The following is a 14,077-nucleotide window of genomic DNA, read 5'->3' on the forward strand; positions in this document are numbered from 1 at the left end:
AATCGCTCGACAGTGTAAGGTATATGCAGCCTCGAATGACATTTCCTTCAGCCCAGCCCGGAGCCGCCCAGCGCGCGCGTTCCTGGCGCTGGCTGGTGCCGGTGCTGCTGGTGCTGCTGTTCCTGGCGGTGCTGGTCTGGCTGCCCTGGCAGGCGCGCCAGATGGAAGCCACCGAGCGACAGGAGCAATTGATCGCCGACACGCTCTGGGTCGAGCAGACCCTGCGCTTCGAGCTCGCGCGCAGCGAGGAAGCCCTGGCCGGCCTGGGGGCCGACCTGGTCACGCGCCCACCCTCGCCCGCCGCCCTGGAGGCGCGCTTCCAGCAGATGTTCAACAATGGCCGCGAGCTGGTCCGCGTGGTCTGGTACGACGCCGAGGGCAAGGTCATGGCCAGCCACGGCCTGGAGCCGCCCGCCGCCCTGCCCGCGCCCACCCAACTGGCGGCCGAGGTCGCCGCCGGGACCCGCGGCGGCCGCTACAGCGAAGTGTACGGCGCGACCGCCGCCACCTCCGGCGTGCTCGACTACGTGCTGCCGCTGTATGCGAACGGGCGCCCGGCCGGCAGCCTGGTGGCGACCTACAGCCTGCAGATCCTGCTCGACGAAACCGTGCCCTGGTGGTTCGCCCAGGACAATGCCCTGACCCTGCTCGACCGCGACGACCAGCCGGTGGCGCGGCGTGCGGCCGGCGGCCCCGGCCGTGGCATCTACACGCACCGGCGCGAGCTCGACCTGCCGGGCGCCCTGGTCATCCTGTCCACCGACAGCACCAAGCGCGCGCCGCAGCTGCTGCCCAACCTGCTGGTGGGCTCGGTGATCGTGCTGGCCCTGGGCCTGGTGCTGAGCCTGGGCGCCCTGTGGCGCCACATCTCGCGCACCCTGGCCGCGGAGAGCGCGCTGCGCCAGCAGATGGCCTTCCGCACCGCGATGGAAAACTCCCTGATCACGGGCCTGCGCGCGCGCGACCTCGAGGGCCGCGTGACCTATGTCAACCGGGCCTTCTGCGAAATCGTCGGCCACCCGGCGGAAGAACTGGTCGGCAAGAAGCCGCCCATGCCCTATTGGGCGCCGGAAGCGATGGCCGACTACGAGGAACGCTTCCGTGGCGTGCTGGCGGGGAATATCACCCCGCAATTCGAAACCGTATTCCAGCGCCCCGACGGCGTGCGGGTGCCGGTGCTGGTCTTCGAAGCGCCGCTGGTGGACGCCGACGGCCGCCAGACCGGCTGGATGAGCTCGATCCTCGACATCACCGATCGCAAGCGCGTCGAGGAACTGAACCGCCAGCAGCAGGCCAAGCTGGAAGCGAGTGCGCGCCTCGCCACCATGGGGGAAATTTCCTCGATGCTGGCGCACGAGCTGAACCAGCCGCTGGCGGCGATCTCGAGCTACACGGCGGGTGCGATCAACGTGCTCGAGCGCAGCAAGGGGTCGGGCGAAGCGCTCAATGGCGGCATGCTGCGCCACGCGCTGGAACAGGCGCGCCAGCAGGCCCAGCGCGCCGGCCAGATCATTCGCAGCGTGCATGAATTCGTCAAGAAGCGCGAGCCGCGCCGCGAGCAGGTGACGATCCGCAGCGTGATCGACGGCGTGCGCGCCCTGGTCGAACTGCAGGCGCGCCAGGCCGGCGTGGTGCTGCGCGTCGAGCTGCCGCCGCAATTGCCGGAGGTGGCGGCCGACCGCGTGATGCTGGAACAGGTGCTGCTCAATCTCACGCGCAATGCCATCGAGGCGATGCAGGACACGGCGCCGGGGCAGCGCGTGCTGCGCATCGCCGCCGCCCACATCGAGGACAAGGTGGCGGTGTCGGTGATCGACCGCGGCCACGGCATTCCGGAACACGTCGCGGCCGGCCTGTTCGAGCCCTTCTATTCGACCAAGGCCGAGGGCATGGGCATGGGCCTGTCGATCTGCCGCACGGCGATCGAATTCCATGGCGGGACGCTGAGCCATGGGCCGAACCCGGGCGGCGGCACGGTGTTTACCTTTGCCCTGCCTTGTCATGCAGGCCAAGCGGCGGACGGAACGCTGGGCTAAAATCCCGGCTGCACACAACAACGCGGGCACACCCCGACAGGACGGAGACACCACATGCTGCACATCGTCGACGACGAAGACGTCATCCGCGACGCCCTCGCCTGGCTGGCGCAATCGCGCGGCCTGCAGTCGCGCGGCCATGCCGGCGGCCAGGCCTTCCTCGACGCCGTGGGCGCGCCCGATCCGGAAGGCGACTGCGTCCTGCTGGACGTGCGCATGCCGGACATGAACGGCATCGCGGTGTTCGACCAGCTGGCGGCGCGCGGCCTGCTGTCGCGCCTGCCCGTGATCTTCCTGACCGGCCACGGCGACGTGCCGATGGCGGTCGACTCGCTCAAGCGCGGCGCCTTCGACTTCTTCGAGAAACCCTTCAACGACAATGTGCTGATGGACCGCGTCGAGGAAGCCCTCGCAGCCTCGCGCAAGGCGGCCGAGGCGGCAGCGGTACAGGCGCGCCTGGCGACCCTGTCGGCGCGCGAGCGCGAGGTGCTGGACCTGATCCTGGCCGGGATGATGAACAAGGTCGTGGCGGACAAGCTCGGCATCAGCATGCGGACGGTGGAGGTGCACCGGGCGCATATCTTCGACAAGATGCAGGTCAAGACGGCCGTCGAGTTGGCCGGGCTTTTGAAGTAGGGTGGGCAGATTCTGCCCACGCGTTCAACTGTCGGTCGAGCCGCCTCAGTGCAACCGTGATTTGAACGCGTGGGCGGGAGACCCGCGGGGCCGCCCAGGCCCACCCTACGAACAGCCGATATGACGAGCATTGGCGAGCCATCCGGCGCATAAATTTGCACGCATGCAAGCGTCCCTGCCCTTTGCACGAAGCCTTGTAAAATCAGCCTGAACGCCTCGCCGCACTACGCCGCGAGCAATTGCATTTAGGAATACTCATGAACGAAAAGACTGTCGCAGACAAAATGTTCCTGAGGACGGCCAAATCGATGCTGATCCTCAATGGCCAGGCCAACCCGGCTGTGGCGGCGCAAATGCCCGCCGAGATCGTCAAGGAGGGCGACGGTCCCTTCGATGTCATCCTGCTGTTCGCCCTGAACCGCAAGGAACTCGAGCAATACCTGCCCGCCGCCAAGGAACGCCTCGGCGACAAGGGCTCGCTGTGGATCGCCTACCTCAAGCAGACTGCCTCCAAGGCGACCGACATCAACCGCGACTCCATCAACGCCTATGCCAAGGAAAACGGCATCACCGGCGTGGCGATGATCTCGATCGACGGCGACTGGTCAGCCCTGCGCCTCAAGCGTATCGAATAGAGAGGAAACATCCACGCGATGGCGCGCCAGCGCCCACTGCACGTGCTCGCGCACCAGGCTGGACGGGTGCCCGGCGCGTGCGCGCAGCGCGGTAACGATCGCCTCGCCATCCGCGCCATCCTTTCCCGCCGCATTCCCCAGCCCGACCGCCAGGTTGCGCAGCCAGCGCTCGTGGCCGATGCGGCGGATCGGACTGCCTTCCATCCGCCGGTTGAATTCCTCCTCGTTCCAGGCGAACAGCGCGATCATGCCCGCTTCGCCCAGGCCGTTCCTCTCGTCGAAATCCGGCAGCGCGGCCCGCTGCGCGAACTTGTTCCAGGGGCAGGCCAGCTGGCAGTCGTCGCAGCCGTAGATGCGGTTGCCGATCAGAGGCCGCAGTTCTTCCGGAATGCTGCCCTTGAGTTCGATGGTGAGGTAGGAAATGCAGCGCCGCGCATCCAGGCGACCCGGTCCGAGGATGGCCTGGGTCGGACACACGTCGATGCAGGCGCTGCAGGCGCCGCAGTGCGCGCCGGTGGGCGGGTCGAGCGGGAGCGGCAGGTCGACCAGGATTTCGCCGATGAAGAAGGTCGAGCCGGCGTCGCGCGAGAGCAGCAGGGTGTGCTTGCCGCGCCAGCCCAGGCCGGCCTTTTCGGCCAGCGGCAATTCCATCACCGGCGCCGAATCGGTAAACACGCGGTAACCGAGCTCGCCCACCGCCGCCTTGACCCGCTCGGCCAGGGCCTGCAGGCGGTTGCGCAGCACCTTGTGGTAGTCGCGCCCGCGTGCATACACCGAGACCACGGCGGCGCCCGGTTCGAGCTGCCGCGCCCGTTCCTGCTCGCGCCAGCCCTCGTCGCGGCTCATGGGCAGGTAGTCCATGCGCGCGACGATGGCGCGCACCGTGCCCGGCACCAGCTCGTTCGGCCGCGCACGCTTCATGCCGTGGCTTGCCATATAATCCATCTCGCCGTGATAACCGGCGTCCAGCCAGGCCTGCAGGCCGGCTTCCGCATGCGCCAGGTCGACGTCCGCGATGCGCACGTCGGCGAAACCGAGTTCGCGTCCCCATGCCTTGATGGCGCGGGAAAGTTCAGGCAAATCTGGGGAAGTGGTCGACATGGCAGGATGGAACCAGCGGCATCAACAGCCGCGACAGGACGAGCTTTAACCCACGCTATTTTATTCGATGCATCCCTTCAAAGCCTATCTGCCCGACGAATCCGCCACCATCGCCCTGGGGCAGGCGCTCGCGCGCGCGCTCCAGCCCGGCCTGGTGATCTACCTGCACGGCGACCTCGGCGCCGGCAAGACGGCGCTCACCCGCGCCCTGATCCAGGCCAGCGGGCACACGGGCACGGTGAAAAGCCCGACCTATACCTTGTCCGAGCCCTACCGCGTCACGCTAGATGGCCAACCTGGCAACATCATCCACTACGATCTCTACCGGATGTCCAGCCCCGAGGAATTCCTCGACGCGGGCTTCCGCGACGACTTCGACGGCAGCAATGTCTGCATCGTCGAATGGCCCGAAAAGGGCACGCCGGTGTTGCCGCCACCCGACGTCCGGGTCTTGCTTAGCGTCAGTGGACTCGGCCGTGAGGTAGAATTGCAGGCGTTGTCTCAATTGGGCCTGCTATGCCTCGACCGTCTCGCCTACGCCCCGCCCCCCTGATTCCCGGTTCACCGCACCGCCGCACCCTGCTCAAGGCCGGCGGCACCCTGCTGCTGTCCGTCCTCACGCCGCTGCCGGCAAGCGCCACCCAGATCATGGCCGTGCGCGTCTGGCCTGCGCCCGACTACACCCGCGTCACGCTGGAAAACGACAGCGAGCTGAAAACCACGCACTTCCTGGTGGCCGATCCGCCGCGCCTGGTGGTGGACATCGACGGCCTGGCCCTGAACAACACCCTGAAAAGCCTGGTGGCCAAGGTCGAATCGAACGACCCCTACATCAAGCAGGTGCGCGTCGGCCAGAACCGGCCGAACGTGGTGCGGCTGGTGTTCGACCTGAAGGAAGAGATCAAGCCGCAGGTCTTCACCCTGGCCCCGGTGGCCGGCTACCAGCACCGCCTGATCTTCGACCTGTATCCGGTCAAGCCGGTCGACCCGATCGCGGCCATGATCCAGAAAGGCGAGTGGACCACCGACGGTGCCCCGGCCGCGGCTGCGAACAGCGCCAACCCGGCCTCGCCCCTGCCGGCCACGCCGCCGGCCCAGACCGAAGTCGCTCCGGACGCCATCGCCAAGCTGGAATCCGAGATGTCGGCCCTGAACGGCACGCCGCCGTCGCAGCCGGTCCAGCCGACGCCGGGCAAGCAGGTCGCCAGGGCGCCCGCCCAGAAGGTGGTGCGCATGGTGACCATTGCGCTGGACCCCGGCCACGGCGGCGAAGACCCGGGCGCGATCGGCGCCAAAGGCAGCCGCGAAAAGGACATCGTGCTGGCGGTCGCCAAGCGCCTGAAAGCGAAACTCGAACAGCTGCCCAATACGCGCGTGATGCTGACCCGCGACGGCGACTACTTCGTGCCCCTCGGCCAGCGCGTCCAGAAGGCGCGCCAGGTGCAGGCCGACCTGTTCGTCTCGATCCACGCGGACGCCTGGATCTCGCCGACCGCGCGCGGCTCCTCGGTCTTCGTGCTGTCCGAGAAGGGCGCGAGCTCGAGCGCGGCGCGCTGGCTGGCGAACGACCAGAACAAGGCCGACCTGATCGGCGGCGCCAACGCCGCGGTGCAGGACAAGGTGCTCGCCAGCGTGCTGTTCGACCTGTCGACCACGGCCCAGATCAACGACAGCCTGAAGGTCGGCAAGGCCGTCCTGAAGGAAATCGGCGGCATCAACCGCCTGCACAAGGCGGCCGTCGAACAGGCCGGCTTCGCCGTGCTCAAGGCGCCGGACATTCCTTCGATCCTGGTCGAAACCGCCTTCATTTCCAACCCCGACGAAGAAGCGAGATTGCGCGACGACGGCTACCAGAACCAGCTGGCCGACGCCATCACCAAGGGCATCAAGCGCTACTTCGCCGACAACCCACCGATGGCCAAGAGCCGCCAGACCTGATATCGCCCATGACCCACGCCACGCCAATCACCTTCGGGCAGCTGCCCGCCATCCGCATCGCGGCGCCCGACGGCGCCCAGGCCATCGTGACGCTGTACGGCGCCCACCTGGTCTCGTGGACGGGGGCGGATGGCATCGAGGGCATGTTCCTCAGCACGCAGTCGGCGATGGACGGCAGCAAGGCAATCCGCGGCGGCGTGCCGGTGATCTTCCCGCAGTTCGCGGAACGCGGCACGGGCATGCGCCACGGCTTTGCGCGCGTGAGCACCTGGGAACTGGCCGGCAGCGGCCTGGATGACGGCGCGGCCTGGGCCGAATTCGCGCTGGCGCCGCGCATGCTGGCCGATCCGGTCCGCCAGGCCTGGCCGCACGATTTCAGCCTGCTGCTGCGCGTGGCGGTCCGCGCCAACGAGCTGGCGATGACGCTCACCGTGCGCAACGAGGGCGTTGCTGCCTTCCCCTTCTCCGCCGCCCTGCACACCTATTACCTGGTGCCGGACGTGTGCGCGGTGCGCATCGAAGGCATCTCCTCGGACGAGATCTCGATCATCGACAAGCTCGACAAGGTCTACCCGCACGTGACGGGACGCGCCAGCCTGGCCACCGGCGAACGCACGCTGCAGCTGGAACAAAGCGGCTTCCTGGACGCCGTCGTGTGGAATCCGGGCGCGGCTGATGCTGCGGCCCTGTCGGACATGGCGGACGAGGAATACAAGCGCTTCGTGTGCATCGAACCGGCCCTGCTCGAGCCGCTGTCCCTGGCGCCGGGCCAGTCTTGGACCGGCGCCTACCGCGTCAGCTGACTCCACCACGCACGCCGGAGCCGCCGGGAACCGTAGGGTGGGCGGCTCTACTACTCCGGGTGATCCATCGTGCTCCTAACGCCGCCCACGCGTTCAACCAGACTTCGAATGAGCGCCCTCTCTGCTCATCAGTGAGTTGAACGCGTGGGCGGCGCGCGATTCACGGCTACACAAATGGAATTGGTGTAGCCCGCCCACCCTACGGACCGCGGGCCGTCAAACTATCCGGAATGTTTCCTCCGTGATAAATTGGACAGATTATTAACTGCCTCCGCCCGCCAGATGAAAAAGATCGCGATCGCTGCTGCCGCCAGTTCCCTGCTGGCCGCCTGCGCCACCACGCCCCCACCCTCGCTGAGCAGCTACACCGTCGATTCCGGCGTCGCACGCAGTCCCGACCAGCTGGCGCTCAGCTTCGAGAAGGCGGACCTGAACATCCGGGTGATACCCGCGACCCGCAGCATCCAGGGCGACGCCCTGCTGACCTTCGGCACGCGCCAGCCGGTCGACCGCATCGAGCTCGACCTCGACCGCAACCTGCCGATCGAGGCCATCGAGGTCGATGGCCAGGCACTCGCCGCCAGCAGCTGGAACAATCCGGAAGGCCGCCTCACGGTCAGGCTGCCGCAGCGCCTGGAACCGGGCAAGCAGACCACGGTCCGGGTGCGCTACAGCGGCACGCCGCACGTGGCCAAGAATGCCCCATGGGACGGCGGCTTCGTGTGGTCGCAAACGCCCGATGGCCAGCCCTGGGTGGCCAGCGCCGTGCAGGGCGAAGGCTGCGACCTGTTCTGGCCCTGCATCGATCACCCGACCGGCAAGCCGAAGCAGGTCGACCAGCACTTCACGGTGCCGGCGCCCCTGGTCGCGGCCGGCGCAGGCGTGGCGATGGGCATGGACGAGAAGGACGGCTGGCGCACCTGGAACTGGTCGACCAGGAACCCCAGCACCTACGGCATCTCGATCAACGTCGGCCCCTACAAGCTCCTGGAAGGGAACTACGCCAGCCGCTACGGCAACACGGTCCCGCTGCGCTTCTGGTACCTGCCGCAGAACGACAAGCAGGCCGCCGAGCTGTTCAAGGAATTCCCGCAGATGCTGGAGTTCTTCGAGCGCACCATCGGCCCCTACCCCTTCGGCTACGAGAAGATGGGCGTGGTCGAGACCCCGCACAAGGGCATGGAGCACCAGACCATCAACGCCTACGGCAACAAGTACGCCAAGACCCAGTACGGCTACGACGAGCTGCTGCAGCACGAACTCGCCCATGAGTGGTTCGGCAACCAGCTGACCAATGCCGACTGGGACGATATGTGGCTGCACGAAGGCCTGGGCACCTATATGCAGCCGCTCTACATGCAGTACCTGCGCGGCCAGCAGGCCTACTTCGCCGAGCTGATGGCGCAGCGCGCCGGCATCCAGAACAAGGCGCCGATCGTCTCGGGCAAGCCACGCACCGAGGGCCAGGTGTATTCGACCGAACGCGGCGGACCGGGCCAGGACATCTACACCAAGGGCGCCCTCGTGATGCACACCTTGCGCGGCGTGATGGGCGACGAAGCCTTCTTCCGCACCGTCCGCGAAAGCGTCTACGGCACACCGGACCCGCGCCCCGGCAATTTCCAGCCGCGCCTGGGCACGACGAAGGAGTTCATGGAGATCGCCAAGCGCGTGAGCGGGCGCGACCTGGACTGGTTCTTCCAGGCCTACCTGTATCAGGCGGCGCTGCCGGACCTGCAGGCCACCCGCAACGGCAATACCCTGAGCCTGGCGTGGAAGACGGAGAAGGACACGCCCTTCCCGATGCCGGTCGAGGTGCGCGTCGGCGAGCGCATCGTGAACGTGCCCATGACGGACGGGCGCGGCAGCGTGCAGCTCGAGGCCGACGCGCACTACGTCCTCGATCCGAATTCGAAGATCCTGCGCCGCGAGCAGCATATCGAGCGCTATCAGGAGTATCGGGAAGAGCAGCGCAAGAAGCGCAGTGCGGCGAAATAGACTCGATAAAATCTAGCGCACTCCCGGCTTGCGCCAGGGTGCGCGAATCAGGCGCTTCCAGTCAACGCTTGCCCTTCCGGGGCATGTATTCCATCTTCATCGAATGCGGCGCAGCGCCATTGGCGACCGGCCGGTTCGCCAGGTAGGCGAGTCCGGATGCGTCATTTTTCAGGTAGCCATTCAGGAAGTTCAGGATGTACCTGGCCCCCAGGCTGTATGCGAACGAGACTTCCTCAGGCGTGTATTCCTTGTACTCGGCGGGATCGTCGAGCCGGATATACGCAGACCCGAAATGGACATGGTCCATCGGATACATCGTCAGCAGGTACACGTCCGCATTGCTCATGCGGCTCATGAAGCTGCCGCTCATGTCTTCCTTGTAGCGGATATTGTTTTCCATCGAAGCCGGGGTCTGGGCGAGGAAGAGTAGCGGCGTCCTGAGTTTCTCGGGCACGGCGTACTTCGCCTGGGTCACGATGGAATTGAAATACCGTACCGCGCCATCCATGCACACCAGGGCCTTGATCCGCTCGTCTTTCGCAGCCGCGAGCACGTTGCTGAGCCCACCCCAGCTGAATCCCGCCACGGCGACGCGCGTCATGTCGGCTTGCGGCAGCGTGCGCGCATGATCGATCAGGAAGCGGATATCGGCCACCTGCAGTTCCGCGTGCTCCAAATCCTTCTTGATCCAGCGGCCCGTTTCTCCGATGGTTGGCGCGGCGATCACGATGTAGCCATGGCTCGCCAGGAATTCGGCGATGTCCGCGTTCTCGAAGGTGGTGTTGTTGATACTGGGCGCGTAGATCACCACCGGATACCTGCCGGCCTTGGGCACGGCGTCGCGCACCGCCCACATCCTTCTGCGCCGCTCGGACTCGACCTGTTGCTTGCGCTTGCCATCGGTGACCATCTGCAGCCAGGCATCCACCGTCCGCGCCTGCTCTTTCGGCGAGCGTTCGGGGTCGGTTTCCCAACCGACCAGTTGCAGGTAATCGTCATACCTGACGCCCTGGCCGCCCTTTTCCGCCGGATACCAGATCACCGTTTGCATCGGCCGGCCCCGGCTCTCCTGTCTGGAAAACAGGCTTGCCAGCATGCCCTGCTGCGGCGTGAACGTGCGCGTGCGATCGTATTGCTTGACCACACGCACGCCCACGGCGTGCTGGCCGGGCGTGTTCGAGAACGTGAACAGGCTTTCGGACCGGGCTTCCGTGCAGGCCAGGCAGAACATCATGAACAGCATCACGCGCATACGAGTCCCTGAAAATGTGGAGTCAATGACCGTCAGCCCACCCGCGCGCTGCCGGACGGGAAGGCCGGGGCGGGCCAGGCCGCCTTTGCGCCTGCCTCCGGGAACCAGCGCGCCCGCAGCCGCATGAAGGGCGTCTCGACCACCCGGTACAGCACCCAGCCGCCCAGGACGCCGGCCGCCATGACGGCGACAATGGTCAAGGGCGCACCCGGATCGATACCCAGGCGAACCAGCTCCGGGCGCAGCGCCATGAATACCGGCTTGTGCACCAGGTAGACCGCGTAGGACCACAGCGCCAGGCTGGCCGCGCCGGGAATGCGCAGGCGGTTCAGGAGCGAACCCGGACTGAGCGCGGCGCAGGTCAGCAGAGCGAAACTCATCGCGACCAGCGAGAAGCCGAAGGTCGACGCCATGAAGGCATTCGGCGCATCGTTCATCACGCCATAGAGCACGGCCGCCGCCATGCCCAGGCCGGCCGCCAGCAACGCGTTCCCGTGACGGAGCACGCGCGCGAAGGCCGCCGGATGGAAGTTCTTCAGCATGGCGATGGCCACGCCCGGCAGCAGTTCATCGAAGCGGCAGAAGCTCGAGTAGTACACGGGCGCCGCGAAGACGTCCTTGCCATCCATGAAGGCCATGCCGCGCGCCGTCATGCCGGCGCCGATCGCGGCGAACAGGGCGCACCAGAGCAGGCGCGGCGAGCGCCTGCTGCCGACCAGCGCCAGCACCGCCAGCGGCAGCACGAGGTAGAACTGCTCCTCGATGCACAGCGACCACGAATGCGTGAAGGTCTCGCCGTAGTTCAGGCCGAAGTTCTGGGTGAAGGTCAGGAACTGCCAGGTCGGCGCCATGCTGTTGCCCGCGATCGGGCTATCCGGCAGCAGAAGGTACACGGCCAGCACCGCATAGTAATTCGGCAGCGTGCGCAGCAGGCGGCGGGCGAAGAAGGATTTCAGCTCCAGGCTCTCGCCGCGCGCGCTTGGGGCCAGCAGCTGGTTGCCGATCAGGTAGCCGCTCAGCACGAAGAACAGGTCGACGCCGGCCCAGCCGATGTCGCCCATGAAGCCGAAGGTCGGGGCCCGGCTGACGAAGCCATTGTAGTGGGACATCAGGACCAGCACGATGGCGAGCGCGCGCAAGGTGTCCAGTCCGGCGAGCCGGACGGGTTTCGATTCGAAGTGCGTCATGCGGTTTTCTTGTTGAGGTGTTGCAGTGCTTCCGCCAGGGCGGGCATATAGGTGCGGCTGGCCCGCAGCACGCTGCCGTCGCGCAGGCGCAGCAGGGCGTCGCGGTTGGTCAGGGCGCGCAGCTCGGCGATCATGTCGAGCCGCACGATGGTCGAGCGGTGTATGCGGTGGAACTGGCGTGGATCGAGCTGCATGGCCAGGTTGTGCAGGCGCTCGCGCACCAGCCAGGTCTTGCCGTTCGCGTGCAGGGTGGCATAGTCGCCGTCGGCCTCGATGCGCTCGACTTCGGCGACCGGCACCAGCACCGTGCGCGCGCCGACCCGCACGCTGAAGGTGTGCACCGTGGGCGCAACCGGCGGCGCGGCGCGGCCCTGCCCCCGGTAGGGAAAGGCCTGCTGCGCGCGGTCCAGGGCTTCGTCCAGGCGCTCGTCGTCGACGGGCTTGAGCAGGTAGTCGATCGCGGCCAGGTCGAACGCCTGCACGGCGAAGCCGTCATAGGCGGTCAGCAGGATCGCCATCGGCCGCTGCCCGGGCGGCAGCGCGGCCAGCACCTCGAGCCCGGTCCTGCCCGGCATCTCGACGTCGACGAAGACCAGGTCGGGACATAGCGCCGCGATCCCTTTGCAGGCGCTGTCGCCGTCGCCGAATTCGCCCACCAGTTCGAAGCCGCTCCTCCGCGCCAGCCTGACCTTGACCGCCAGCCGCGCCAGCGGCTCGTCGTCGATGACGGCCACCCGGATGTTCATGCCGCTGCCTTCTCGGTGCGCAGCGGCAGTGCGATGCGCACGCCGAAGCGGCCGTCAGCGCCCCACCCCGCATCGACCTGCTGCTCCTCGCCGTAGAGGTGGCGCAGGCGTTCGCGCACATTGGCCAGGCCGATGCCGTTACCGGCATGCGCAGGCTGCTGGCCATCGTTGTGCACCTCGACCAGCAGGCGCGTGCCCTGGCGCACGACGCGGATGTCGAGCCGTCCCGGCACGGCCAGCGGCGCAATGCCGTGGCGGATCGCATTCTCGACCAGCGGCTGCAGCATCAGGTAGGGCACGACGGCGTCCAGCAGGTCGGGGCCGGCCTTCATCGTCAGGCGCAGGCGCTCGCCGAGCCGGGCCTTCTCGATCTCGAGGTAGGCATCGAGCAGGGCCAGTTCCTCGGCCAGCGAATGCTCGTGGCGGCCGTCGTGCGCCAGGGTGGAGCGCAGGAAGTTCGACACGCAGCCGAGCATGCGGTTGGCCTCGCGGTTGGCTTGGCTCGAGACCAGCGCGGAGATCGCGTTCAGGGAGTTGAACAGGAAATGGGGATTGACCTGCAGGCGCAGCGCGCGCAGCTCGGCGTCGCGCGCCGCCGCCTGCGCCTGGGCCAGGTGCAGCTGGACCTGCTGCAGCGACAGGTAGTAGCCGGCCACCGCATGCACCGCGCAGAAGGCGATCAGGGCCAGCCAGCAGCCGTCCAGTCCCTGCACCAGTTCATCCCAGCGGTAGTCCGTCTCCAGCCCGAGCGAGATGGCGAGGCGCTGTCCCAGCACGGCATTGAGCAGGGACATCGCATAGGTCGACGCCAAGAGCACCAGCGCCATGCGCAGCCAGGGCCATTCGCGCCGCCACATGGCCCGCTGCAGCAGCGCCAGCGGGACCAGCCAGGCCAGGCAGGCCGTGAAGTACAGCGTCCGGAAGGCGGCCGCATAGCCGTGGCCGAAGGCCGGCAGCCCGAGGATGGCCATGCAGGCGCACACCGGCAAGGCAGCCAGCACGGGGACGAGCAGGGGCGTTTCGACTTTCACGCTGGGCGTTCCGGATCTGTCAATCCTGAGATTCTATCTGGTCAATCGCCCATCGAGAACAGCATCGAGCTGATTTTCCAACCGTCTTCCGCGCGCACCATCTGCCAGCTTTCGCTACCGCGGTTGACCACCTTGCCGTCTTCGATGAAGTCGAAATCGAACCACACGGAGGCGACCGCGCCGTTGGTATCGATGCGCACGTTGTAGAAGCGCTCCTCGATCGGCTTGCTCTCGGTCTGGACGAATTCGGCGAACTTCTTCCAGCTCGAGGGGAAGACCTTGCGCGCCTTCGGATGCCGCGCCTTGACCTTCTCCCAGCGCTTTTCGTCGGCCACCGACAGCCAGCTGTCGTGGTCCTGCAGGAACAGGCTGCCGAGGGTCTTGCCGTCGTGGGCGATGATGGCGGCCTTGAACTGCTCGACGACGTTGTTGATGGCCGCGACATCGGCTGCGGGACCGCTGCTGCGGACCCCGTCGGCGGCGTAGGCGGAATGGGTGAGGCAGAGTGCGAGAAGGATCGAAGCGAGGAAGGCGCGCATGGGAACTCCCGGGGTTGGAAAGTTCCCACCTTAGTGAGGGGCAGGACGGCGGTCCAGCGCAATGCGCCAAGCCGTGCACGCGGCACGATGAAACGGTGAAACAAAACCAGGGTGTCAGGTCTGACATTCAGACACAGCCTCGACAGTTGGCGAGCAATTAAAGCTGAGCTCGTGT

13 protein-coding genes are annotated in these 14,077 nt (G+C 66.9%); 7 read left to right on the top strand and 6 right to left on the bottom strand.

The window, feature by feature from the left end; translation table 11 throughout:
- Window positions 1–35 precede the first annotated feature (35 nt).
- From ACQ7JA_RS07525 to ACQ7JA_RS07535, 3 genes are all read left to right on the top strand, one after another.
- Window positions 36–2,036, top strand: a complete 2,001-nt coding sequence (locus ACQ7JA_RS07525) for a sensor histidine kinase (RefSeq protein ID WP_430896173.1) — start codon at window positions 36–38, stop codon at window positions 2,034–2,036.
- Window positions 2,037–2,090: 54 nt separating this feature from the next.
- On the top strand, window positions 2,091–2,672 hold the full coding sequence (locus tag ACQ7JA_RS07530; RefSeq protein ID WP_430896175.1) for a response regulator transcription factor: 582 nt from the start codon (window positions 2,091–2,093) through the stop codon (window positions 2,670–2,672).
- A 257-nt stretch (window positions 2,673–2,929) separates the two neighbouring features.
- Window positions 2,930–3,307 (top strand): DUF3052 family protein, encoded by a 378-nt coding sequence (locus tag ACQ7JA_RS07535; RefSeq protein WP_430896178.1) that lies wholly within the window; start codon window positions 2,930–2,932, stop codon window positions 3,305–3,307.
- On the opposite strand, the gene queG is transcribed toward ACQ7JA_RS07535, so the two are convergent.
- The gene (queG, locus tag ACQ7JA_RS07540; protein ID WP_430896182.1) at window positions 3,278–4,408 is read right to left on the bottom strand and encodes a tRNA epoxyqueuosine(34) reductase QueG; all 1,131 of its coding nucleotides are present in this window, start codon (window positions 4,406–4,408) and stop codon (window positions 3,278–3,280) included. The genes ACQ7JA_RS07535 and queG overlap by 30 nt on opposite strands.
- A 67-nt stretch (window positions 4,409–4,475) precedes the next feature.
- Between queG and tsaE the strand changes: the two genes are divergently transcribed.
- The 4 genes from tsaE (at window position 4,476) to ACQ7JA_RS07560 (ending at window position 9,147) form a co-directional block, all read left to right on the top strand.
- Entirely contained in the window at window positions 4,476–4,961 is a 486-nt protein-coding gene (gene tsaE, locus ACQ7JA_RS07545; protein ID WP_430896184.1) for a tRNA (adenosine(37)-N6)-threonylcarbamoyltransferase complex ATPase subunit type 1 TsaE, read from the top strand.
- Window positions 4,925–6,346 (top strand): N-acetylmuramoyl-L-alanine amidase, encoded by a 1,422-nt coding sequence (locus tag ACQ7JA_RS07550; RefSeq protein ID WP_430896186.1) that lies wholly within the window; start codon window positions 4,925–4,927, stop codon window positions 6,344–6,346. Before tsaE ends, ACQ7JA_RS07550 begins: the two co-directional genes overlap by 37 nt.
- Window positions 6,347–6,354: 8 nt before the next feature.
- Window positions 6,355–7,149, top strand: a complete 795-nt coding sequence (locus tag ACQ7JA_RS07555; RefSeq protein ID WP_430896188.1) for a D-hexose-6-phosphate mutarotase — start codon at window positions 6,355–6,357, stop codon at window positions 7,147–7,149.
- 282 nt (window positions 7,150–7,431) lie between these two features.
- A complete protein-coding gene (locus tag ACQ7JA_RS07560) occupies window positions 7,432–9,147 on the top strand; it encodes a M1 family metallopeptidase (RefSeq protein WP_430896190.1) in 1,716 nt (571 codons plus the stop codon).
- A 61-nt stretch (window positions 9,148–9,208) separates the two neighbouring features.
- On the opposite strand, the gene ACQ7JA_RS07565 is transcribed toward ACQ7JA_RS07560, so the two are convergent.
- Genes ACQ7JA_RS07565 through ACQ7JA_RS07585 form a run of 5 tightly spaced genes read right to left on the bottom strand, consistent with a single transcriptional unit; the run spans window position 9,209 to window position 13,902 of the window.
- On the bottom strand, window positions 9,209–10,399 hold the full coding sequence (locus ACQ7JA_RS07565) for an alpha/beta hydrolase family protein (protein ID WP_430896192.1): 1,191 nt from the start codon (window positions 10,397–10,399) through the stop codon (window positions 9,209–9,211).
- 32 nt (window positions 10,400–10,431) lie between these two features.
- Entirely contained in the window at window positions 10,432–11,586 is a 1,155-nt protein-coding gene (locus tag ACQ7JA_RS07570; protein WP_430896195.1) for an acyltransferase family protein, read from the bottom strand.
- Window positions 11,583–12,332, bottom strand: coding sequence for a LytR/AlgR family response regulator transcription factor (locus tag ACQ7JA_RS07575; protein ID WP_430896197.1), 750 nt, complete (start codon window positions 12,330–12,332; stop codon window positions 11,583–11,585). Before ACQ7JA_RS07575 ends, ACQ7JA_RS07570 begins: the two co-directional genes overlap by 4 nt.
- The gene (locus tag ACQ7JA_RS07580) at window positions 12,329–13,363 is read right to left on the bottom strand and encodes a sensor histidine kinase (RefSeq protein ID WP_430896200.1); all 1,035 of its coding nucleotides are present in this window, start codon (window positions 13,361–13,363) and stop codon (window positions 12,329–12,331) included. Before ACQ7JA_RS07580 ends, ACQ7JA_RS07575 begins: the two co-directional genes overlap by 4 nt.
- A gap of 41 nt (window positions 13,364–13,404) precedes the next feature.
- Window positions 13,405–13,902, bottom strand: coding sequence for a hypothetical protein (locus ACQ7JA_RS07585; protein WP_430896203.1), 498 nt, complete (start codon window positions 13,900–13,902; stop codon window positions 13,405–13,407).
- Between the last annotated feature and the right edge of the window lie 175 nt (window positions 13,903–14,077).

Source organism: Massilia sp. BKSP1R2A-1 (assembly GCF_050586525.1).
Lineage (GTDB): Bacteria > Pseudomonadota > Gammaproteobacteria > Burkholderiales > Burkholderiaceae_D > Telluria.

Bases quoted from the DNA above. Each gene is read 5' to 3' on its own strand.
- ACQ7JA_RS07565 (WP_430896192.1), bottom strand. From the start codon at position 10,399: ATGCGCGTGATGCTGTTCATGATGTTCTGCCTGGCCTGCACGGAAGCC.
- ACQ7JA_RS07560 (WP_430896190.1), top strand. From the start codon at position 7,432: ATGAAAAAGATCGCGATCGCTGCTGCCGCCAGTTCCCTGCTGGCCGCC.
- ACQ7JA_RS07550 (WP_430896186.1), top strand. From the start codon at position 4,925: ATGCCTCGACCGTCTCGCCTACGCCCCGCCCCCCTGATTCCCGGTTCA.
- ACQ7JA_RS07555 (WP_430896188.1), top strand. From the start codon at position 6,355: ATGACCCACGCCACGCCAATCACCTTCGGGCAGCTGCCCGCCATCCGC.
- ACQ7JA_RS07525 (WP_430896173.1), top strand. From the start codon at position 36: ATGACATTTCCTTCAGCCCAGCCCGGAGCCGCCCAGCGCGCGCGTTCC.
- ACQ7JA_RS07535 (WP_430896178.1), top strand. From the start codon at position 2,930: ATGAACGAAAAGACTGTCGCAGACAAAATGTTCCTGAGGACGGCCAAA.
- ACQ7JA_RS07575 (WP_430896197.1), bottom strand. From the start codon at position 12,332: ATGAACATCCGGGTGGCCGTCATCGACGACGAGCCGCTGGCGCGGCTG.
- ACQ7JA_RS07585 (WP_430896203.1), bottom strand. From the start codon at position 13,902: ATGCGCGCCTTCCTCGCTTCGATCCTTCTCGCACTCTGCCTCACCCAT.
- tsaE (WP_430896184.1), top strand. From the start codon at position 4,476: ATGCATCCCTTCAAAGCCTATCTGCCCGACGAATCCGCCACCATCGCC.
- ACQ7JA_RS07570 (WP_430896195.1), bottom strand. From the start codon at position 11,586: ATGACGCACTTCGAATCGAAACCCGTCCGGCTCGCCGGACTGGACACC.
- ACQ7JA_RS07530 (WP_430896175.1), top strand. From the start codon at position 2,091: ATGCTGCACATCGTCGACGACGAAGACGTCATCCGCGACGCCCTCGCC.
- queG (WP_430896182.1), bottom strand. From the start codon at position 4,408: ATGTCGACCACTTCCCCAGATTTGCCTGAACTTTCCCGCGCCATCAAG.